The sequence below is a fragment of the Nocardioides sp. P4_G4 genome (assembly GCF_056401085.1).
In genome coordinates, this window is the sequence record NZ_JBFUKA010000055.1 from 14,478 (window position 1) to 31,877 (window position 17,400).

General features: G+C 73.1%; 17 protein-coding genes. 6 read left to right on the forward strand and 11 right to left on the reverse strand.

Annotated elements, in window-relative coordinates:
* Positions 1 to 92: 92 nt before the first annotated feature.
* Genes AC1DQF_RS13925 through AC1DQF_RS13935 form a run of 3 tightly spaced genes read right to left on the reverse strand, consistent with a single transcriptional unit; the run spans position 93 to position 2,430 of the window.
* The gene (locus tag AC1DQF_RS13925) at positions 93 to 1,172 is read right to left on the reverse strand and encodes a branched-chain amino acid aminotransferase (RefSeq protein ID WP_477525815.1); all 1,080 of its coding nucleotides are present in this window, start codon (positions 1,170 to 1,172) and stop codon (positions 93 to 95) included.
* Positions 1,173 to 1,194: 22 nt separating this feature from the next.
* Positions 1,195 to 2,283, reverse strand: a complete 1,089-nt coding sequence (locus tag AC1DQF_RS13930; protein WP_477525816.1) for a 3-isopropylmalate dehydrogenase — start codon at positions 2,281 to 2,283, stop codon at positions 1,195 to 1,197.
* 9 nt (positions 2,284 to 2,292) lie between these two features.
* A complete protein-coding gene (locus AC1DQF_RS13935) occupies positions 2,293 to 2,430 on the reverse strand; it encodes a hypothetical protein (RefSeq protein WP_477525817.1) in 138 nt (45 codons plus the stop codon).
* Positions 2,431 to 2,803: 373 nt separating this feature from the next.
* Here AC1DQF_RS13935 and AC1DQF_RS13940 point away from each other — a divergent pair, with 373 nt between their 5' ends.
* Genes AC1DQF_RS13940 through AC1DQF_RS13950 form a run of 3 tightly spaced genes read left to right on the forward strand, consistent with a single transcriptional unit; the run spans position 2,804 to position 5,563 of the window.
* Complete coding sequence (locus tag AC1DQF_RS13940) at positions 2,804 to 3,370, forward strand: O-methyltransferase (protein WP_477525818.1); 567 nt, start codon at positions 2,804 to 2,806, stop codon at positions 3,368 to 3,370.
* A gap of 38 nt (positions 3,371 to 3,408) precedes the next feature.
* Positions 3,409 to 4,068: an ABC transporter ATP-binding protein gene (locus AC1DQF_RS13945; RefSeq protein WP_477525819.1), complete on the forward strand. Its 660-nt coding sequence runs from the start codon at positions 3,409 to 3,411 to the stop codon at positions 4,066 to 4,068.
* Entirely contained in the window at positions 4,058 to 5,563 is a 1,506-nt protein-coding gene (locus AC1DQF_RS13950) for a DUF6297 family protein (protein ID WP_477525820.1), read from the forward strand. Before AC1DQF_RS13945 ends, AC1DQF_RS13950 begins: the two co-directional genes overlap by 11 nt.
* Here the strand turns inward: AC1DQF_RS13950 and yczE are convergent.
* Positions 5,484 to 6,185, reverse strand: a complete 702-nt coding sequence (gene yczE, locus AC1DQF_RS13955) for a membrane protein YczE (protein ID WP_477525821.1) — start codon at positions 6,183 to 6,185, stop codon at positions 5,484 to 5,486. The two genes, AC1DQF_RS13950 and yczE, sit on opposite strands and share 80 nt — an antisense overlap.
* A 61-nt stretch (positions 6,186 to 6,246) precedes the next feature.
* Between yczE and yczR the strand changes: the two genes are divergently transcribed.
* Positions 6,247 to 7,689, forward strand: a complete 1,443-nt coding sequence (gene yczR, locus AC1DQF_RS13960; protein WP_477525822.1) for a MocR-like transcription factor YczR — start codon at positions 6,247 to 6,249, stop codon at positions 7,687 to 7,689.
* A gap of 83 nt (positions 7,690 to 7,772) precedes the next feature.
* Here yczR and serA read toward each other — a convergent pair whose 3' ends face one another.
* Together serA and AC1DQF_RS13970 are read right to left on the reverse strand one after the other, a co-directional pair.
* Positions 7,773 to 9,362, reverse strand: a complete 1,590-nt coding sequence (gene serA, locus AC1DQF_RS13965) for a phosphoglycerate dehydrogenase (RefSeq protein WP_477525823.1) — start codon at positions 9,360 to 9,362, stop codon at positions 7,773 to 7,775.
* A 123-nt stretch (positions 9,363 to 9,485) separates the two neighbouring features.
* Positions 9,486 to 10,049: a CGNR zinc finger domain-containing protein gene (locus AC1DQF_RS13970; protein WP_477525824.1), complete on the reverse strand. Its 564-nt coding sequence runs from the start codon at positions 10,047 to 10,049 to the stop codon at positions 9,486 to 9,488.
* Between the two features lie 39 nt (positions 10,050 to 10,088).
* Between AC1DQF_RS13970 and AC1DQF_RS13975 the strand changes: the two genes are divergently transcribed.
* Positions 10,089 to 11,288: an MFS transporter gene (locus AC1DQF_RS13975; protein ID WP_477525825.1), complete on the forward strand. Its 1,200-nt coding sequence runs from the start codon at positions 10,089 to 10,091 to the stop codon at positions 11,286 to 11,288.
* An 11-nt stretch (positions 11,289 to 11,299) separates the two neighbouring features.
* On the opposite strand, the gene AC1DQF_RS13980 is transcribed toward AC1DQF_RS13975, so the two are convergent.
* The 5 genes from AC1DQF_RS13980 to efeU form a co-directional block, all read right to left on the reverse strand.
* The gene (locus AC1DQF_RS13980) at positions 11,300 to 11,959 is read right to left on the reverse strand and encodes an SDR family oxidoreductase (RefSeq protein WP_477525826.1); all 660 of its coding nucleotides are present in this window, start codon (positions 11,957 to 11,959) and stop codon (positions 11,300 to 11,302) included.
* A complete protein-coding gene (locus AC1DQF_RS13985; RefSeq protein WP_477525827.1) occupies positions 11,956 to 13,455 on the reverse strand; it encodes a purine-cytosine permease family protein in 1,500 nt (499 codons plus the stop codon). Before AC1DQF_RS13985 ends, AC1DQF_RS13980 begins: the two co-directional genes overlap by 4 nt.
* 48 nt (positions 13,456 to 13,503) lie before the next feature.
* On the reverse strand, positions 13,504 to 14,730 hold the full coding sequence (gene efeB / locus AC1DQF_RS13990; RefSeq protein ID WP_477525828.1) for an iron uptake transporter deferrochelatase/peroxidase subunit: 1,227 nt from the start codon (positions 14,728 to 14,730) through the stop codon (positions 13,504 to 13,506).
* 3 nt (positions 14,731 to 14,733) lie between these two features.
* Positions 14,734 to 15,891: an iron uptake system protein EfeO gene (gene efeO / locus AC1DQF_RS13995; protein WP_477525829.1), complete on the reverse strand. Its 1,158-nt coding sequence runs from the start codon at positions 15,889 to 15,891 to the stop codon at positions 14,734 to 14,736.
* Positions 15,892 to 15,956: 65 nt separating this feature from the next.
* Complete coding sequence (gene efeU / locus AC1DQF_RS14000) at positions 15,957 to 16,823, reverse strand: iron uptake transporter permease EfeU (RefSeq protein ID WP_477525830.1); 867 nt, start codon at positions 16,821 to 16,823, stop codon at positions 15,957 to 15,959.
* 89 nt (positions 16,824 to 16,912) lie between these two features.
* Between efeU and AC1DQF_RS14005 the strand changes: the two genes are divergently transcribed.
* On the forward strand, positions 16,913 to 17,400 hold a 488-nt coding region (locus AC1DQF_RS14005), incomplete at its 3' end, for a YdeI/OmpD-associated family protein (protein ID WP_477525831.1).

Here is a 17,400-nt window from a genome sequence, read left to right on the forward strand (position 1 = left end):
GCTCCCCTCGTGCCCCCCGGCACGTCCTGCGGAACCTCTCGTCAGCCGACCTGCTGCCTCACACGAACTGCTGCATCAGACTGCCTGCTGCCTCAGACGACCCGGTGCATCCACCCGAAGGTGTCGTCGGCCCGGCCGAGCTGGATGTCGACCAGCTCCTTGCGGATGCGCATGGTCAGGTCGGTCGACGCCGGGGCGGGTGCCTCGCCGCCGTCCCACTTGAGCGAGCCCACGGGCGTGACCACGGCCGCGGTGCCGCAGGCGAAGATCTCGACGATGTCGCCGCTGGAGACCCCGTCGCGCCACTCGTCGATGGAGAACCTGCGCTCCTCGACCTGGTGGCCGAGCTTGCCGGCCAGCTCGATGATGGAGGCCCGGGTGATCCCCTCGAGGATGGTGCCGGTGGCGGGCGTGACGATCCGGCCGTCGGCGTGGACGAAGTAGAGGTTCATCCCGCCGAGCTCCTCGACGTAGGTGCCCTCCTGGGCGTCGAGGAACACGACCTGGTCGCAGCCCTGGGCGGTGGCCTGCTGCTGGGCGACGAGCGAGCTGGCGTAGTTGCCGCCGGTCTTGGCCGCCCCCATGCCGCCGCGGCCGGCGCGGGTGTAGTCCTCGGTCAGCCAGAGCGTGACCGGCTTGACGCCGCCCTTGAAGTAGGCGCCGGCCGGCGAGGCGATGACCATGAAGGTCACGTGCTGCGCGGGTCGGACCCCGAGGAACACCTCGGAGGCGAACATGAAGGGCCGCAGGTAGAGGCTCTTCTCGCCCCCGTCGGAGTTGTCGGGCACCCAGCGCTGGTCGGCGCCCACGAGAGCGTCCACCGCGGCGACGAAGTCGTCGGGGTCGAGCACCGGGAACGCGAGCCGCTTGCTGGAGCGCGCCATCCGCTTGGCGTTCTCCTCGGGCCGGAAGGTCCAGACCGTGCCGTCGGGGTGGCGGTAGGCCTTCATGCCTTCGAAGGTCTCCTGCGCGTAGTGCAGGACCGCGGTGGCGGGGTCGAGGGTCAGCGGGCCGTAGGGCGTGATCCGGGCGGCGTGCCAGCCCAGGTCGGGGGTCCACTCGGCCGTGAACATGTGGTCGGTGAAGTACGTGCCGAAGCCCGGGTTGGCGTGGATCTCGGCCAGCCGGGCGTCGTCGACGGGCCGGTCGTTGGCGGTCGTGCTGATGTCCATGACGTCAGGCTAGCCGCACTGCTCAGAGCCGGGCGGCGACGGCGTCGCCGACCTCGCTGGTACGCCGCGTGGTCCCGGGAGTGCGCTCCGCCAGGTCGGCGAGCACGGCCGCCTCGACGGCTGCCGCGGCCTCGGGGTGACCGAGGTGGTCGAGCAGCAGCGACGTCGAGAGGATCGCGGCGGTGGGGTCGGCCTTCTGCTGCCCGGCGATGTCGGGGGCGGAGCCGTGCACGGGCTCGAACATCGACGGCGCGGTCCGGTCGGGGTTGACGTTGCCGGAGGCGGCCAGGCCGATACCACCGGTGATGGCGGCGGCCAGGTCGGTGATGATGTCGCCGAAGAGGTTGTCGGTGACGATCACGTCGAAGCGGCTCGGGTCGACCGTCATGTGGATCATCGCGGCGTCGATGTGCATGTAGTCGGTGGTCACGTCGGGGAACTCGGTGGCGACCTGGTCGAAGATCCGCCACCACACCGAGCCGGCGTGGACGAGCACGTTGGTCTTGTGGACCAGGGTGAGGTGCCAGCGCGGGCGGCGACGGGCGCGGGCGAACGCGTCGCGGACGACGCGCTCCACGCCGTACGCCGTGTTGACGCTGACCTCGGTGGCGACCTCGGCCGGGGTGCCGACGCGCAGGGCGCCGCCGTTGCCCGTGTAGGGGCCCTCGGTGCCCTCGCGCACGACCACGAAGTCGATCTCGCCCCCGGCGTCGGACTGGTAGCGGGCGAGCGGGCTGGGTGTGCCCGGGAAGAGCCGCGACGGGCGCAGGTTGACGTAGTGGTCGAGCTCGAAGCGGAGCTTGAGCAGCAGCCCTCGCTCGAGGATGCCGGGCGGCAGGTTCGGGTCGTTGGGCCTGCCGCCGACGGCCCCGAGCAGGATCGCGTCGTGCTCGCGGATCTCGGCCAGGACGGTGTCCGGCAGCACCTCGCCGGTGGCGAGGTAGTTCTCCGCACCGAGGGCGTAGTGCGTCTGCTCGAACTTCACCGGCACGTCGACCGCCTCGAGGACCTTGAGGGCCTCGGGGGTCACCTCCTGCCCGATGCCGTCGCCGGGGATGACGGCGAGGGTGACGGTGCCCGAGGCGGGCGTGCTGGTGGTGTCGGTGCTCATGCGGCGAATCTAGTTGTCCTCGGGCGTGCGCCCGCCGTTGTCTCGCAGGTCAAGCGAGGCCTGGACGGCGGCGGTGATGGCCTCCTGGCTGCGCGGGTTCTCCGGGTGGTGGCTGGCGGGTCCCCAGTCGGGGTACATGTCGTACATGGCTGTCTCCGTAGGTCGTGGATCGTGGGTCGTCGGGGGCGGGTGGTGCGGCCCGACGCCCCGGGCGGGGCGGCGACGACTCGTGGATCACACGAGGACGGGATAACCAGCGGACTGCGGATCGCGCGAGATGGAGCTGGGAGCGGGACCGCCGCGGGGCGTCAGGGCCTGGAACTTGATCCCGAGGCCACTGCAACGCCGAACACCGCGGCGAGGTGGCCTCGGTCAGGCCTCGCCGCGGCAGTCGATGAGTACGAGCTGGCTCCGCATGGTGAGACCGACGGTACGCCGCGCCCCGCTCCGGCGCACCAAGATGCGACGAACCGTTCACGATGCGAGACGGCGGCCCGGCCGTGAAAGACTCGGCGACCTCATGAGTGCCCCACCCGAGCTGCCCGAGATCGTGTCCCGCGCCTTCGACGTGTGCCGCAAGGCGGGCTACGTGTCCTTCTGCCGCAACGAGACCGGTCGGCTGCTGGCGACCCTGGCCGCCACCCGGGGCGGCACCATGGCCGAGTTCGGCACCGGCTGCGGGGTCGGCACGGCCTGGCTGCGCAGCGGCGTACGCAACGGCGCCCACATCCTCACCGCCGAGCGGGACCCCCGGTTGGCCACCGCCGCGGCGGAGATCTTCCGCGAGGACGACCACGTCGAGGTGCTGGAGGCCGACTGGTCGCTGCTGCACGAGCGCGGCCCCTACTCGCTGGTCTTCCTCGACAGCGGTGAGCCGGACGCGGTGCGCGTCGACGCCGTCGTCGACCTGCTGGAGCCCGGCGGCATCGTCGTGCTCGACGACTTCACGCCCTGCGAGATGTGGCCCCCCATCACCTACGGCCGCGTGGACACCCTGCGCGAGGAGTGGCTCACCGACGAGCGCTTCACCGCTGTCGAGGTGATGATCGCGCCCGACGCCTCGGCGTTGATCGCCACGCGCCGCTGACACGGCCGGGCGTTCCCCCCGGCTGGTTGGATGTCGGTATGGGGGATCTCCTGAGCGTGCGCGGGCTGACGCGGGTCTTCGGGCAGCGCGTCGTGCTCGACCGGATCGACCTCGACGTCGCCGAGGGTGAGGTGGTCGGCATCGTCGGCCCCAACGGGAGCGGCAAGTCCACCCTGCTGCGCTGCATCGTCGGAAGCGACGAGGCGGATGCCGGCACCGTCACCCTGGGCGGCACCGTGCTCGACGAGCGACGCGCCGACGTCCGCCGCGACCTGGCCGTCGTCATGGACGACATCGACTTCTTCCCCGACCTCAGCGTCGTGGAGCACCTGGACCTGATGGCGCGGGCCCACGGCCAGGACGACGCCGAGGACCTGGTCGACGTCGTGCTGCACGAGGTGGGGCTGATGGACGTGTCGGGCCAGCTGCCGTCCACGCTGTCGTCCGGGCAGCGCCGCAGGCTGGCCCTGGCATCGGTGCTGGTGCGACCCCGCCGGCTGGTGGTGCTGGACGAGCCGGAGCAGCGCCTGGACGTGGAGGGGGTCGCCTGGCTCGCCACCCGGCTCCTCGAGGAGAAGGCCGCCGGGCGGGGCGTGCTGCTGGTCAGCCACGACCCCGACCTGGTCGCCCGCGCCTGCGACCGCGTCGTACGACTCGGGGACCCGTCACCTGCGACCGGGGACCCCGGTGACGACTGACCTGGCACCTCCACCCACCGCCAGGGAGGTGCGCGCCCAGGTCCGGGAGTGGCGCCGGGGGCGGGCCGAGCTGCACGTGTGGGAGGTCCTGGGCGACGCCTACGTGGCCGTGTTCACGGTCGTGATGGTCGGCTCGATGGCCGGGAGCGTGGTGGTCAACCTCCGCAGGCTGGCCGACAGCACCTGCGTGGACACGTGCGCGCAGGTGCGCGAGGTGGCGCCGTGGGTGACCGCGCTCGGCCTCGTCGTGCTCACGCTCGCCGGTGCGCGGCTGCTCGGCCCGGTCTTCAGCCCGCCGGCCATGAACGGCTGGGTGGTGAGCAGCCCGGTGGACCGCGGCGACCTGCTCCGGCCGGCGCTCGGCCGTGCCGTCACCGTGGCGGCGGCCGTCTCGGCGATCGGCCTGCTGGCGCCCGCCGTCCTGGGTGGGCTCGGCGTCGGCGTCGCCGCCCTCTACGTGGCGGCCGGTGTCGCCTCCTGCACCGCGGCCGTCGCCTGGGCGACGCGCTCGCAGGTCCGCGAGGACGGCCTGGCCAGGGCGACGACCTGGGTCCTCGYGGTCACGACCTGGCTGCTCCTCGGCCTGGCCGCCACCGGTCGCCTGGCCCTGCCCGCCACCCCGCCGTGGACCGTCGTCGCCGGCGTGGCGGTCGTCGCGTCGGTGGTGGGTGTCGTCGGGGTCGCGTGGGTCGCACGCGCGCTGCCGACCGTGTCGCGACGCGTGCTGGCGCGCACCGAGCACCTCTCCCCCAGCCTGTCCGGTGCCCTGTCGTCGCTCGACCTCGGCCTCATGTACGACGTCCTCCTCGCACGTCGCTGGGGCAAGGGCGCCCACGTCACGACCCACCGGGGCGGGCCCAGCGGCTGGTGGGCGCTGGTGCACCGCGACGCCCGACGCGTGCTCCGGTCACCGCAGCCGTGGCTGGTGCTGGCGGGCATGGCCCTCGTCCCGTACGCCGCGGCCTCGGCCGGCACGGGGCGCGCGACCGCCCTGGTGGTCACCCTCGGCGGCCTGCTCGCCGGGCCGGCCCTGTGCTCGGGGCTTCGGGTGGTCACCCGCACCGACGGCCTGGCCCGGATGCTGCCGTTCACGCACCCGGAGCTGCGGTCGGCACACCTCGTGGTGCCGGGCGTCGGCATGCTCGTCTACGCGGCCGGGACGGTCGGAGCCCTGTCGGGGGGCGTCCCCGCCGACACCGCGGTCCTGGCGCTGGCCTGCGGGGTCTCGGCACTCGCCGCGTCGGCGCGCTGGGTGACGGCGGCACCCCCCGACTACGCCAAGCCGCTGGTCTCGACCCCGGCGGGCGGCGTGCCGACCGGGCTCATGGGCAGCCTGTTCCGTGGGCTGGACGTGTGGCTGCTCTCGGGACTTCCCCTGCTCTTCCCGGGTTGGGGTGCGTGGGTGTCCCTGGCGATCAGCGGTGCGGTGCTGTCGTTCCTCGTCGCACGAGGCTCCGGTCCTCGGGCAGCTCGACCGTCCACCAGGGAAGCATGAGCTGGGCCAGCGGCCCGATCGCCAGCGCGTACAGCACCGTCCCCACCCCCAGCGCTCCCCCGAGGAGCAGGCCGATCACCACGACGGTGACCTCGATCCCGGTGCGCACCAGCCGCAGCGACAGCCCGGTCCGACGCGCGATGCCCGTCATCAGCCCGTCGCGCGGCCCCCTGCCGAACTGGGAGCCGATGTAGAGCGCCGTGGCCAGCGCGTTGAGGACGAGTCCCCCGAGCATCAGGGCGAGCCGGAACGCCAGCGAGTCGGGCTCGACGAGCACGGCCAGGGTCGCGTCCGCGGCCAGCCCGACGAGCAGGGCGTTGGCCACCGTGCCGATCCCCGGCTTCTCGCGCAGCGGGATCCACAGCAGCAGCACGACGAAGCTCAGCAGCACGACGGCCTGCCCGATGGTCATCGGCACGTGGCGGATGAAGCCCGAGTGCAGGACGTCCCACGGGGACAGGCCGAGCGCACCGCGGACCATCATGGCCAGCGACGCGCCGTACAGCGCGAGGCCCACCAGCAGCTGCGGCAGCCGACGGCCGAGCCGCCCGGCACGGAGTTGGGCGATCGGGCCGAGATCGAGGAGGGCGGGACGCACGCGGGGCGCGGTGGTGCTGCTCATGGATCCAGTCTGCCCGTAATTGGCCTTCTTCTCGATGGCCAATCGTGGGACAGTGGACTGCATGAGCCGCACCATCACCGCAACTCGCGTGGCCACCCTCGTCGGACCGCTCGGCTCCGACGAGCGCCCGCTGTACGTCGAGCTGGCCGAGCAGCTGCGCCTGCTCATCGGCGAGGGGCGGATCCCGGCGGCCACCCGGCTGCCCAGCGAGCGCGACCTCACCACCGCGCTCGGACTCAGCCGCACCACGATCACCCGGGCGTACGCCGAGCTGCGCGACCGCGACTACGCCGAGTCCCGCCGCGGCTCCGGGACCGTCACCCGGCTGCCGCTGCGCGCCGAGTCGGTCACCGACCGGGTCTTCGCCCCGTGGTCGCAGGACCCCGACGTCATCGACCTCAACTGCGCCGCCCCGAGCGCCCCGGCCGGCGTCGCGGCGGCGTACGACGCTGCGGTCGGCGAGCTGCCGGCGTACCTCTCCAGCCACGGCTACTACCCCGCCGGGCTCCCCCGACTCCAGGCCGCCGTCGCGGCGACGTACGACGAGCGCGGCCTGCCCACGACTCCCGGGCAGATCATCATCACGGCCGGCGCCCTGGGGGCGGCGGCGATCGTCGCGCAGGCGCTCACCGCGCCCGGTGACCGCGTGGTGGTCGAGGACCCCGTCTACCCCAACGCCACCCAGGCGCTCAGCCACCGCAGCGCCCGGCTCGTGCCCGCACCGGTCGACCCGGGCGGGTGGGACATCGCGGCCACGGCGGCGATCATCCGCCAGGCCGCGCCACGGCTGGCCTACCTGGTGCCGGACTTCCAGAACCCCACGGGCAACCTGATGACCGACGCGCAGCGTGAGGAGTACGCCGCCACCCTGCGTCGTGCCCGGGTGGTCCCGGTCGTGGACGAGGCCCACCAGGCGCTGGCGCTGGACGGCCAGGCGATGCCGGCACCGTTCGCGGCGTACCTGCCCGGCACGGTGACGATCGGCAGCGCGAGCAAGCAGTTCTGGGGCGGCCTGCGGCTGGGCTGGCTGCGGGTCCCGGAGACGATGGTGCCGCAGCTGCTGCACGCCCGGATGAGCCTCGACCTGGGCGCTCCGCTCGTGGAGCAGCTGGCCCTGCTGCACCTGCTCGAGCACCGGCACGCGGTGTGGGCGGCCAACCGCTCACGGCTGCGGACCCAGCGCGAGGTCCTGCTCGACGGGCTGGCCACCCGGCTCCCGTCGTGGGACTTCGTGCGCCCCGGCGGCGGGCTGGCCGTGTGGTGCCGGCTCCCGCAGCCGCGGGCGTCGGCCCTGGTCGCCGAGGCGGAGCGTCGCGGCGTCGTGGTCGCCGCGGGCCGGGTGTTCGCCGTCGAGGGCGGCCTCGAGCACCACGTGCGGATCCCGTGGACCCGCTCGACCGACGAGCTGGAGACGGCCGTGGACCGGCTCCGTGACGCCTGGGACGTGGTGGCCCACGGACGTGTCGGCGACGGCGAGGCGACGAACCGCCTCACCGTCGCCTGACACCGGTGTAGTCCGTGACGAACGGACCTCGTCCTGGGGGTCCAAGGCGTCCGAACGTCACGGACTACCCCAGAAGGGGAGGCTCAGTCCAGGTCGACGGCGCGGACCGACACCGCGTCGATCGCGGAGCCGATCTCGGCCAGCGTCTCGGCCGGGATGGCCGTGTCGACGGACAGCGCGACCAGGGCCTCGCCGCCCTTGTCGGTGCGCGAGACCTGCATGCCGGCGATGTTGACCGACGCATCGCCGAGGATGCGACCGACGGTGCCGATCATCCCGGGGCGGTCGGCGTAGGTGAAGAACGCCAGGTGGTCGGTCGGCTCGATGTCGATGTCGAAGCCGTTGACCTCGACGATCCGCTCCTTCTGGTTGATCCCGACGAGCGTGCCGCTCGCGGAGACCTGCGACCCGTCGGCCAGCGTGCCGCGGATCGTGATGAGGTTGCGGTGGTCGGGGCTCTCGGCCTCGGTCACCAGGCGTACGGCGGTGCCGCGCTCGGCCGCGAGCAGCGGCGCGTTCACGTAGGACACCTGGTCCTCGACGATGTCGGAGAAGACGCCCTTGAGGGCCGCCAGCTCGAGCACCTTGACGTCGAACTCGGTGATCTCGCCACGGACCTCGACGTCGATCTGCTGGGCCACCTCGCCGGCGAGGGCGGTGAAGACGCGGCCGAGCTTCTCGGTGAGCGGGATCCCGGGGCGCACGTCCTCGGCGATGACGCCGCCCTGGACGTTGACCGCGTCGGGGACCAGCTCGCCGGACAGGGCGAGGCGCACGGACCTGGCCACGGCGATGCCGGCCTTCTCCTGGGCCTCGTCGGTCGACGCACCCAGGTGCGGGGTGGCCACGACGTTCTCCAGCTCGAAGAGCGGGCTGTCGGTGCACGGCTCCTTGGCGAAGACGTCGATCCCGGCGGCAGCGATCTGACCGGTCTTCAGCGCGTCGTACAGGGCGGCCTCGTCGACGATGCCACCGCGGGCGGCGTTGACGAGCACGAGCGAACCCTTGGCCCGGGCGAGCTGCTCGGCGCCGATGAGGCCGACCGTCTCGGGGGTCTTGGGCAGGTGGACGCTCATGAAGTCGGCCTCGGCGAGGAGCGTGTCGAGGTCGACGAGCCGCACGCCCATCTGGGCGGCACGGCCGGCCTGGACGTAGGGGTCGTAGGCGATGACCTTCATGCCGAAGGCCGACAGGCGCTGGGCCACGAGGACGCCGATGCGGCCGAGGCCGACGATGCCCACGGTCTTCTCGTAGAGCTCGATGCCGGTGTACTTCGAGCGCTTCCACTCGCCGTTCTTCAGCGCCGCGTGGGCGGGGCTGAGGTGGCGGGCGGCGGCGAGCATCAGCGCGACGGCGAGCTCGGCGGCCGAGACGATGTTGGAGGTCGGGGCGTTGACCACCATGACGCCGGCCTGGGTGGAGGCCTTGACGTCGACGTTGTCGAGGCCGACCCCGGCGCGGGCGACGACCTTGAGGTTGCGCGCGGCGGCGAGCGCCTCGGCGTCGACCTTGGTCGCGGAGCGCACCAGGATGGCATCGACGTCCGCGATCGCGGGGATGAGCTCGGCGCGGTCGGCGCCGTTGCAGTGGCGGATCTCGAAGTCCGGGCCGAGCGCCTCGACGGTGGCGGGGCTCAGCTCTTCGGCGATGAGTACGACGGGACGTGAAGTCACAGCTGTGTTCCTCGTTGGATCGGGTGCGGTGAGGGCCTGCACGACGCTGTGCGCTCCCGACCCTAGCCCACCGCCGGTGAGCCTCCGACATCGTCTCGGGGGGGTCCGGGCAGACCCGGCGCCCTAGCGGGCGCGGTGGCGGTGCGCGGCGGCCTTGACGCGGTTCTGGCACCGGGTGGAGCAGAAACGACGGCCGCCGTTGCGGGACGTGTCGGTGAAGACGCGGTCGCACGGATCGGCCGCACAGACGCCCAGGCGCCCGCTCCGGTCGCTTCCCAGCGCCAGGGCGAGGCCCGCCGCGAGGCCCGCGGCCCACCCCCGCGCGACCGTCCGGTCGGGGCCGTGGAAGTGCAGGTCCCACCCCGTCTCGGTGTGCGTGAGCCTCGGGCGGGCCCCGGTGCGGTCGAGGAGGTCGTTGACCAACGACGCGGCCGCATCGAGGTCGCCCCCGTCCGCGGCGACGTAGACCGCGCGCACGTCGACAGCGACCTCTGCGAGGGCGCCGGCGGTCGCGGGCGAGACGGTCGGCCGGTAGTCCTCCCGGGAGATCGCACCCCGGACCGCGTCCTGGAGGGCCCGCCCCGTGGGCGCCTCGACCGCCTCGGTGCCGTCGTGGCCGGGCGTGGTCGCGTTGACCAGGGCCACCCCGGCGTCGAGGAGGATCGAGACGTGACTGTCGAACAACATTTGACCAGTGACTCCTGTCGTCGTACGGTCGGGCCTGTGATGACTGACGATAGCGCAGACACCAGTGACGACACCCAGGTGCGGGCGGGACTCCCCCGCACCGTCCGGGCCCTGGTGGCGGCGCGGGCCGTGAATCGGCTCGGGGCCTTCGCACTGCCGTTCACGGCGGCGATCCTGGTGGAGGACTTCGCCACGTCGGTGACCACGGCGGGCCTGGTCGTGGCGTCGTTCGGCGTGGCCACGATCCCCTCGCGGCTGGCCGGAGGGATCCTCGCCGACCGGTGGGGCCGCAGGCCGACGATGCTGCTGGGCCTGGTCGGCTGCGCGGTCGCGCTGCTCGCCTTCGCCGGCTCCCCCACCCTGCTCGCCGCCGCGGCCTCGATCACCCTGCTGGGGCTGTGCTTCGAGCTCTACGAGCCGCCCAGCCAGGCGATCGTCGCCGACCTGTGCCCCCCGGAGCAGCGGCCCCGCGCCTTCTCGTTGCTGGGCACGGCCCTCGCCGTCGCAGGGGTGGCTGCGGGCCTGCTCGCCGCCGCCCTCGCCGCGGTCGACCTGCGCTGGCTGCTCGTGGCCGACGCCGCGTCGTGCCTGGCCGCGGCGGGCGTGGTGGCCGTGGTCGTGCCGTCCGGTGGCCCGGGTCCGGCCCCGGCCGAGGGCCGCGGCAGCCCGTGGCGGGACCGCCGTCTGCTGCTCATGTGGCTGGCCGGGACCGGGTTCGCCACCCTCTACATGCAGGCCATGGTCGGTCTTCCCCTGACGCTGCTCGCCCGGGGGCTGCCGGCCGGACGGATGGGCTGGCTGCTCGCCGTCTCCGCCCTGGTCATGGTGGTGGCGCAGCGCCTCACGCGGGAGTGGTCCCCGAGCCCCTTCCGGGCCATGACGGTGGGCTACGTCCTGCTGGCGGCGGGGATGGCCATCGCCGGTGGGGCGAACGGCACGGGCGCGTTCGTCGTCGCGGTGGCCGTGTGGAGCGTCGGGGACATGCTGCTGCTCGGCCACCCGTTCGCGGTGGTCGCCGGGCTGGCGCCGCCCGGAGGCAGCGCGCGCTACCTCGCGGCGTACGGCACGTGCTGGGGCGTCGCATCGGTGGTCGCCCCGCTGGTGGGGACCCGGTTGCTGGCGGTGGACCCGGTGTGGCTGTGGGGCTCCTCGGCCGCGCTGGCGCTCGTCCTGGCCTTGGTCCAGCCGCTGCTGGCGGACGTCATGCGGACGGAGCCGTGCCCGTCACCGGGCGTATGACGTCCGCAGCGTCATGCGCCCAGGCGGGCGACCTCGTCGGCGACCGGGGTGCTGCCCGAGACGAGGTTCCACTGGGCGCCGATGCCGGCACCGGAGTCGATGACCTCCGCGATCACGGCGGCCACGTCGGCGCGGGGCACCTCGCTGCGGGCGACGTCCTCGCCCAGCTCCACCCGGCCGGTGGGCTCGTCGTCGGTGAGCCGCCCGGGGCGGATGATCGTCCAGTCGAGCCCGCTGTCGCGCAGGGCCGCGTCGGCGTCGCGCTTGGCCTCGACGTACGCCGCCCAGACCGGCTCGGTGTCGTCGGGCAGGGGCTCGTCGACGTTGATCGCCGACACCTGGACGAAGCGGGAGATACCGGCGGCCCTGGCTCCTGCGATGGACTTGAGCGACCCCTCGAGGTCGACGGTGCGCTTGCGCTCGACGTTGCCGTCCGCGCCACCACCGGCCGCGAAGACCACGGCGTGGGCGCCCTCGAAGGCGGCGGCGAAGCCCTCCTCGTCACTCTGCTCGATGTCGAGCAGGCGCACCTCGGCGCCGACCGCCTCGAGGTCGGCACGGTAGGACTCCGAGCGCACCAGGGCGATCGGGGTGTGGCCCCGCTCCGCGAGCAGGGGGTGCAGCAGCCGGGCGATCTGCCCGTTGCCTCCGACGACGGCGATGAGACTCATGCGTCCACCGTGCCAGAGCGGTCAAGGTCGACGGTCGGCCCGGCCTCCTGACGGGAGACGGTGCCGCGACGGGCGACGTACGTGACGGCGAAGCCGAGGACCAGGGCGGCGAGCACGCCGAGGTTGGCGTAGGCCCAGGCGCCGTCCTTGCCGCCGAGGCCGAGCGGGCCGAGGAGGTAGCCCTGCCAGTTGTTCCACGAGGCGTCGTCGGAGAACGTGTTGACGACCAGACCCCAGCCGATGACCGAGCCGACGACCAGGGTGCCGAGGGAGACCCAGTCGAACGCGCCGTAGCGCCCGGCACGGTCGAAGAGCGCGACGTCGTCGTAGTCGCGCTTGCGCAGCGCGATGTCGGCGATCATGATCCCGGCCCACGCGGCGAGCGGGACGCCGAGCGTGATGAGGAAGCTCTGGAACGGGTTGATGAAGTTGTCGGCCACGAAGACCACGTAGACGGTGCCGAGGGTGAGGATCACCCCGTCCACGAAGGCGGCCTGCGGGCGCTTGAGGCGCACGCCGAGCGAGAGCAGCGTGAGCCCCGAGGAGTAGATGCCCAGCACCGCCCCGCTGACCAGCGCGAGCACGGCCGCCAGCAGGAACGGGAGCAGCGCCCAGGTGGGGAGCAGCGTGGCCAGGGTGCCGATCGGGTCCACGGCCACGCCGTCGAGGATCTCGGGCGAGGACCCCGCGAGCGCCAGGCCGAAGACCACCAGGACGAGCGGGGCGAGGGCACCGCCGAGGGTGTTCCAGAACACGATGGCCGGGCCGGAGGCATCGCGGCGCTGGTAGCGCGACCAGTCGGCGGAGATGTTGATCCAGCCGAGCCCGAAGCCGGTCATCACCATCACCAGGGCCCCGATGACGGCCTGCGAGGAGCCGGACGGAAGGGCCTGCACCGCCGACCAGTCGACGTCGTCGAGGGTCATCGCGATGTAGAGGACCGAGACGATGCCGGTGATCCACGTGAGCCACGACTGGAGCCGCATGATCACGTGGTAGCCGGCGACGCTGGCCGCGACGATGAGCGAGGCCACCACGACGGTGGCGATGATCTTGGTGCCGGTGCCGCCGCCCCAGCCGAGGCGGTCGAAGATCGTGGCCGTGGCCAGCACGGCGAGGATCGACAGAAAGGTCTCCCAGCCGATGGAGACGRGCCAGGAGATGACGCCGGGCAGCTTCTGGCCCTCGACGCCGAACGCCGCGCGGCTCAGCACCATCGTCGGCGCCGAGCCCCGCTTGCCGGCCACCGCGATGAGGCCGCAGAGCAGGAAGGACACGATGATCCCGACCACGGCGACGAGCACGCCCTGCCAGAACGAGATCCCGAAGTACAGGATGAACGAGGCGTAGCTCAGCCCGAAGACGCTCACGTTGGCCGCGAACCACGGCCAGAAGAGGTCGGCGGGACGCGCAGTCCGGTCGGCCTCGTCGATGATCTCGATGCCCGTCGTCTCGACTCCGAGGGCGCGGGTCTGCTCCAGCGTGCGGTCGCTCATGTGCTCATCGTGCCGTACGCCGCGTGCGCACGGCAGCGGCGCGACCGCTCAGGCGAACAGCGCCTGGCCCACGTGCTCGCCCGGGCGGACCCCGGACGGGATCGCGAAGAGGCCGGACCCGGTGTGCTGGAGGTACTCCTGGAGGAGGTCCTGGCTCGCGAGGCGTGTCTGCATCGGGACGTAGTGCGTGCGCGGGTCGACGACGTAGGCCAGGAAGAAGAGCCCGGCGTCGAGGCGGCCGAGCGAGGTCGAGCCGTCGACGAAGCTGTAGCCGCGGCGCAGCATCCGGACGCCGTCGTTGTGGCTCGGATGGGCCAGCGCGACGTGCGAGGCCGGGTCGACCAGCGGGCCGTCGCTCCCCTCCCTGGCGAAGTCGGGGTCCGTGCGCTCCCCACCGCCCGACAGTGGCGCCCCCTCGGCCTTGCTGCGGCCGATCACGTGCTCCTGCTCCTCCAGGGACTGCCGGTCCCACGTCTCGACGGTCATCGCGATCCGGCGGGCGACGAGGTAGGAGCCACCGGTCAGCCAGGTGCCGTCGTCGACCCACACGTGCTCGGCCAGGGCGAGCTCCTCGTCCGCCGTGAGGTTCATCGTGCCGTCCTTGAAGCCGAACAGGTTGCGTGGCGTCTGCTCCTCGCGCGTGGTCGATGACGTCTTGCCGAAGCCGAGCTGGGACCAGCGCACGGCCACCGTGCCGAAGCCGATGCGGGCCAGGTTGCGCACGGCGTGGACCGCGACCTGGGGGTCGTCGGCGCACGCCTGGACGCACAGGTCCCCGCCCGAGCGGGTCGGGTCCAGCGCGTCGCCCGGGAAGTGCGGCAGCGCCTCGAGCCCCGCGGGCCGCCTCCCGGACAGGCCGAACCGGTCGTCGAAGAGGGAGGCCCCGAAGCCGAAGGTGATCGTCAGCCGACTCGCCGGGAGGCCCTCGGCCTCGCCCGTGTCGGTCGGCGGGGAGAGGTACGACGCCGCGTCCTCCCCCGCCGGGCGTCCCGCCATCATCTCGGCGGCGGCCACGGTCCATGCCTGCAGCAGCGCGACCAGCTCGTCGCGGTCCTCGGTGAGGACGTCGAAGGCCGCGAAGTGCAGGCGGTCCTGCACCGGCGTCGTGATGCCGGCCTGGTGGTCGCCGTACAGGTCGTAGGAAGCGGCGACGGCCGGGCCGGTCGGCCCGTCGTCCGCCTGCGCAGCCCAGCCGGCCCCGAAGCCCACGGCGGCGGCCCCGACACCGGCGGCGCCGACCCCGCCGAGAAGGCGGCGACGAGAGACCCCGGCCACGGCTCAGACCACCGCGGCGGCGAGGCGCGACAGCGGCTCGCTGAGCGCGTTCACGGCGTCGGACAGCTGCTTGACCTGGTCCTGCGACAGCTCGTCGTAGGACACGAAGCCGTCTCCCTCACGGGTCGTGTCGAGCAGCGCCTGGAGCTGCTCGAACCGGGTGTCGACCTGCTCGGCGAGATCGGGGTCGTTGCGCTGCACGATCGGCGCGACCCCGTCGAAGGCCACGCGCGCGCCGTCGACGTTGGCCTGGAAGTCCCACAGGTCCGTGCGCGACCAGTACTCCTCCTCGCCGGTGACCTTGCCGGTGGCGACCTCGTCGAGCAGGCCGCGCGAGCCGTTGGCGACCTGGTCGACGGTGTAGGTGAGGTCGGGGACCCGGGCGGCCAGGGTGTCGGTGTTGGCCATCAGGTCGTCGGCGTACGTCGCCCGCTCGCGGTGGGTGAGCGGCGTGTAGCCCCGGGCCCGCTCGGGCCACAGGTCCTTCTCGATCCGGTGCCAGCCGGTCCACGAGTCGCCCTCGGCGAGGTCCGCCTCCCGGGCGTCCATCAAGGGGTCGAGGTCGCCGAAGGACTCGGCCACCGTCTCGATGCGCTCCCAGTGGGTGCGCGCCTCGGGGTAGAGCGCCCGAGCCTCGTCGTCGTCACCGGCCGCGTAGAGGGTCACGAACTGCCTGGTCTTCTCGACGAGCTGGGCCGTCTGGTCCTCCACGTAGGCGCCGTAGTTGGCCAGGGCCCGGTCGACGAGCTCGGCGTCCGCGGCCGACACCTCGACGTCCTCGTCGGACCGGGTCGCGGTGAAGTCGGCGCGGATCCCCTCGCCCACCATGCCGGGCTTGCATGCCGTGAGGTAGCCGCCCTCCGGAGCCACCACGGTGAGGTCGCGGGTGAGCCCGGGTCCGATGTTCTCGACCTCGCCCATGATCCGCAGACCGTCCTGGGCCAGCAGGTAGAACTCGGTGACGTCGGTGCCGCTGTTGCGCACCGAGAAGGTGAGCTTGCCGGCGGGGGCCTCGGTGGCCGAGACGTCGCACGCGTCGGCGGAGGAGTCGACGGTGATCGCGCGCGGGTCGCCGGGGTCGGCTGCGGAGCCGTTCTGGGTGCAGCCGGCGAGCAGGGCGGCGCCGGTCAGCACGACGGCGGCGGTGGCGGTGCGGGACATGGTTTCCTCGTTCTCGAAGGTGGTCGTTCTCGACGGACGCGCCGCCGGTGCGGGTCGGGACGCGGTCAGGCCACGGGGGCGAGGGCCGGGGCCGGGGCCGGGGCGACCATCGCCCGATGGCGGCGGCGTACGGCCAGCAGGAAGGCCGCCGTCACGGGCACCAGGTAGAGCACCCAGGCGACCCCCTCCAGCACCGTGGTCTGCGGGGAGAAGTTGAGGACTCCCTTGAGGAGCGTGCCGTACCAGGAGGTCGGCGGGACCTGTGCCGAGACGTCGAAGAGCAGGGTGTGCAGCCCCGGCAGGAAGCCGGCCTCCTGCAGGTCGTGGACGCCGTACGCGAGCACGCCGGCGGCGACCACGACGAGGAAGGCGCCGGTCCAGGTGAAGAACCGGCTGAGGTCGATGCTCAGCGCCCCGCGGTAGATGAGCCAGCCGAGGACGACGGCGGTGAGGAGCCCGAGCGCCGCGCCGGCGAGCGGCTCCCAGGTGGCCCCGGAGCCGTCGGTCGCGGCGTTGGTCGCCGCCCACAGGAACAGCGCGGTCTCCAGGCCCTCCCGTCCCACCGCCAGCATGGCCACGACCGCGAGCGACCAGCGGCCGGCCTCGGCGGCCCGGTCGACCTGCCCGCGGAGCTCGGCGCCGAGCCCCCGGGCGGCCGACGCCATCCAGAAGACCATCCAGGTCACGAAGCCGACGGCGACGATGGAGAGGCTTCCGCCGATCAGCTCCTGGGCCTCGAACGTCAGCCCCCGCGGGCCGAAGGTCAGCAGGGCCCCGAAGGCGAGGCTCACCCCCACCGCCAGGGCGACGCCGGCCCAGACGCGCGGCAGCAGGTGGCGTCGCTCGGAGCGCACCAGATAGGCGACGAGGATGCTGACGACGAGGGCGGCCTCCAGCCCCTCGCGGAGGCCGATCAGGTAGTTGGCGAACACACAAGGAGCGTACGCCATAAGTTAGGTGAGCCTCACCTATGTTCAGGGTGACTCTCGACTCCCCCACCCACCGGTGCGAGGCTGGCTCCATGGGCGTGCAGGACGAGGCCGAGGACGTCGAGCCGCAGACCGTCGAGGAGTGGTCGGCGTGGCTCGCCGCACACCACGACAGGGGCAGCGGCGTCTGGCTGGTCTCCCGCCGGCGGGCCGCTGACCGCGCGGTCTCCTATGAGGACTGCGTGGTGGAGGCGCTGCGCTGGGGGTGGGTCGACTCGACCCAGAAGCCCGTCGACGAGGAGCGGACGCGGATGTGGTTCGCGCCCCGGCGTCCGCTCAGCGTGTGGACCCGGCCCAACAAGGACCGGATCGCCCGCCTGGAGGCGGAGGGTCGCCTGGAGTCACCCGGTCGCGCCGCCGTCGACGCGGCCAGGGCCAACGGGAACTGGACCCTCATGGACGCCGTCGACGACCGCGTCGTGCCCGACGACCTGGCCGCGGCCTTCGCCGCCCGTCCCGGGTCACGCGACCACTGGGACGGCTTCTCCCCCTCGGCGCAGAAGCAGATGCTCGCCTGGAT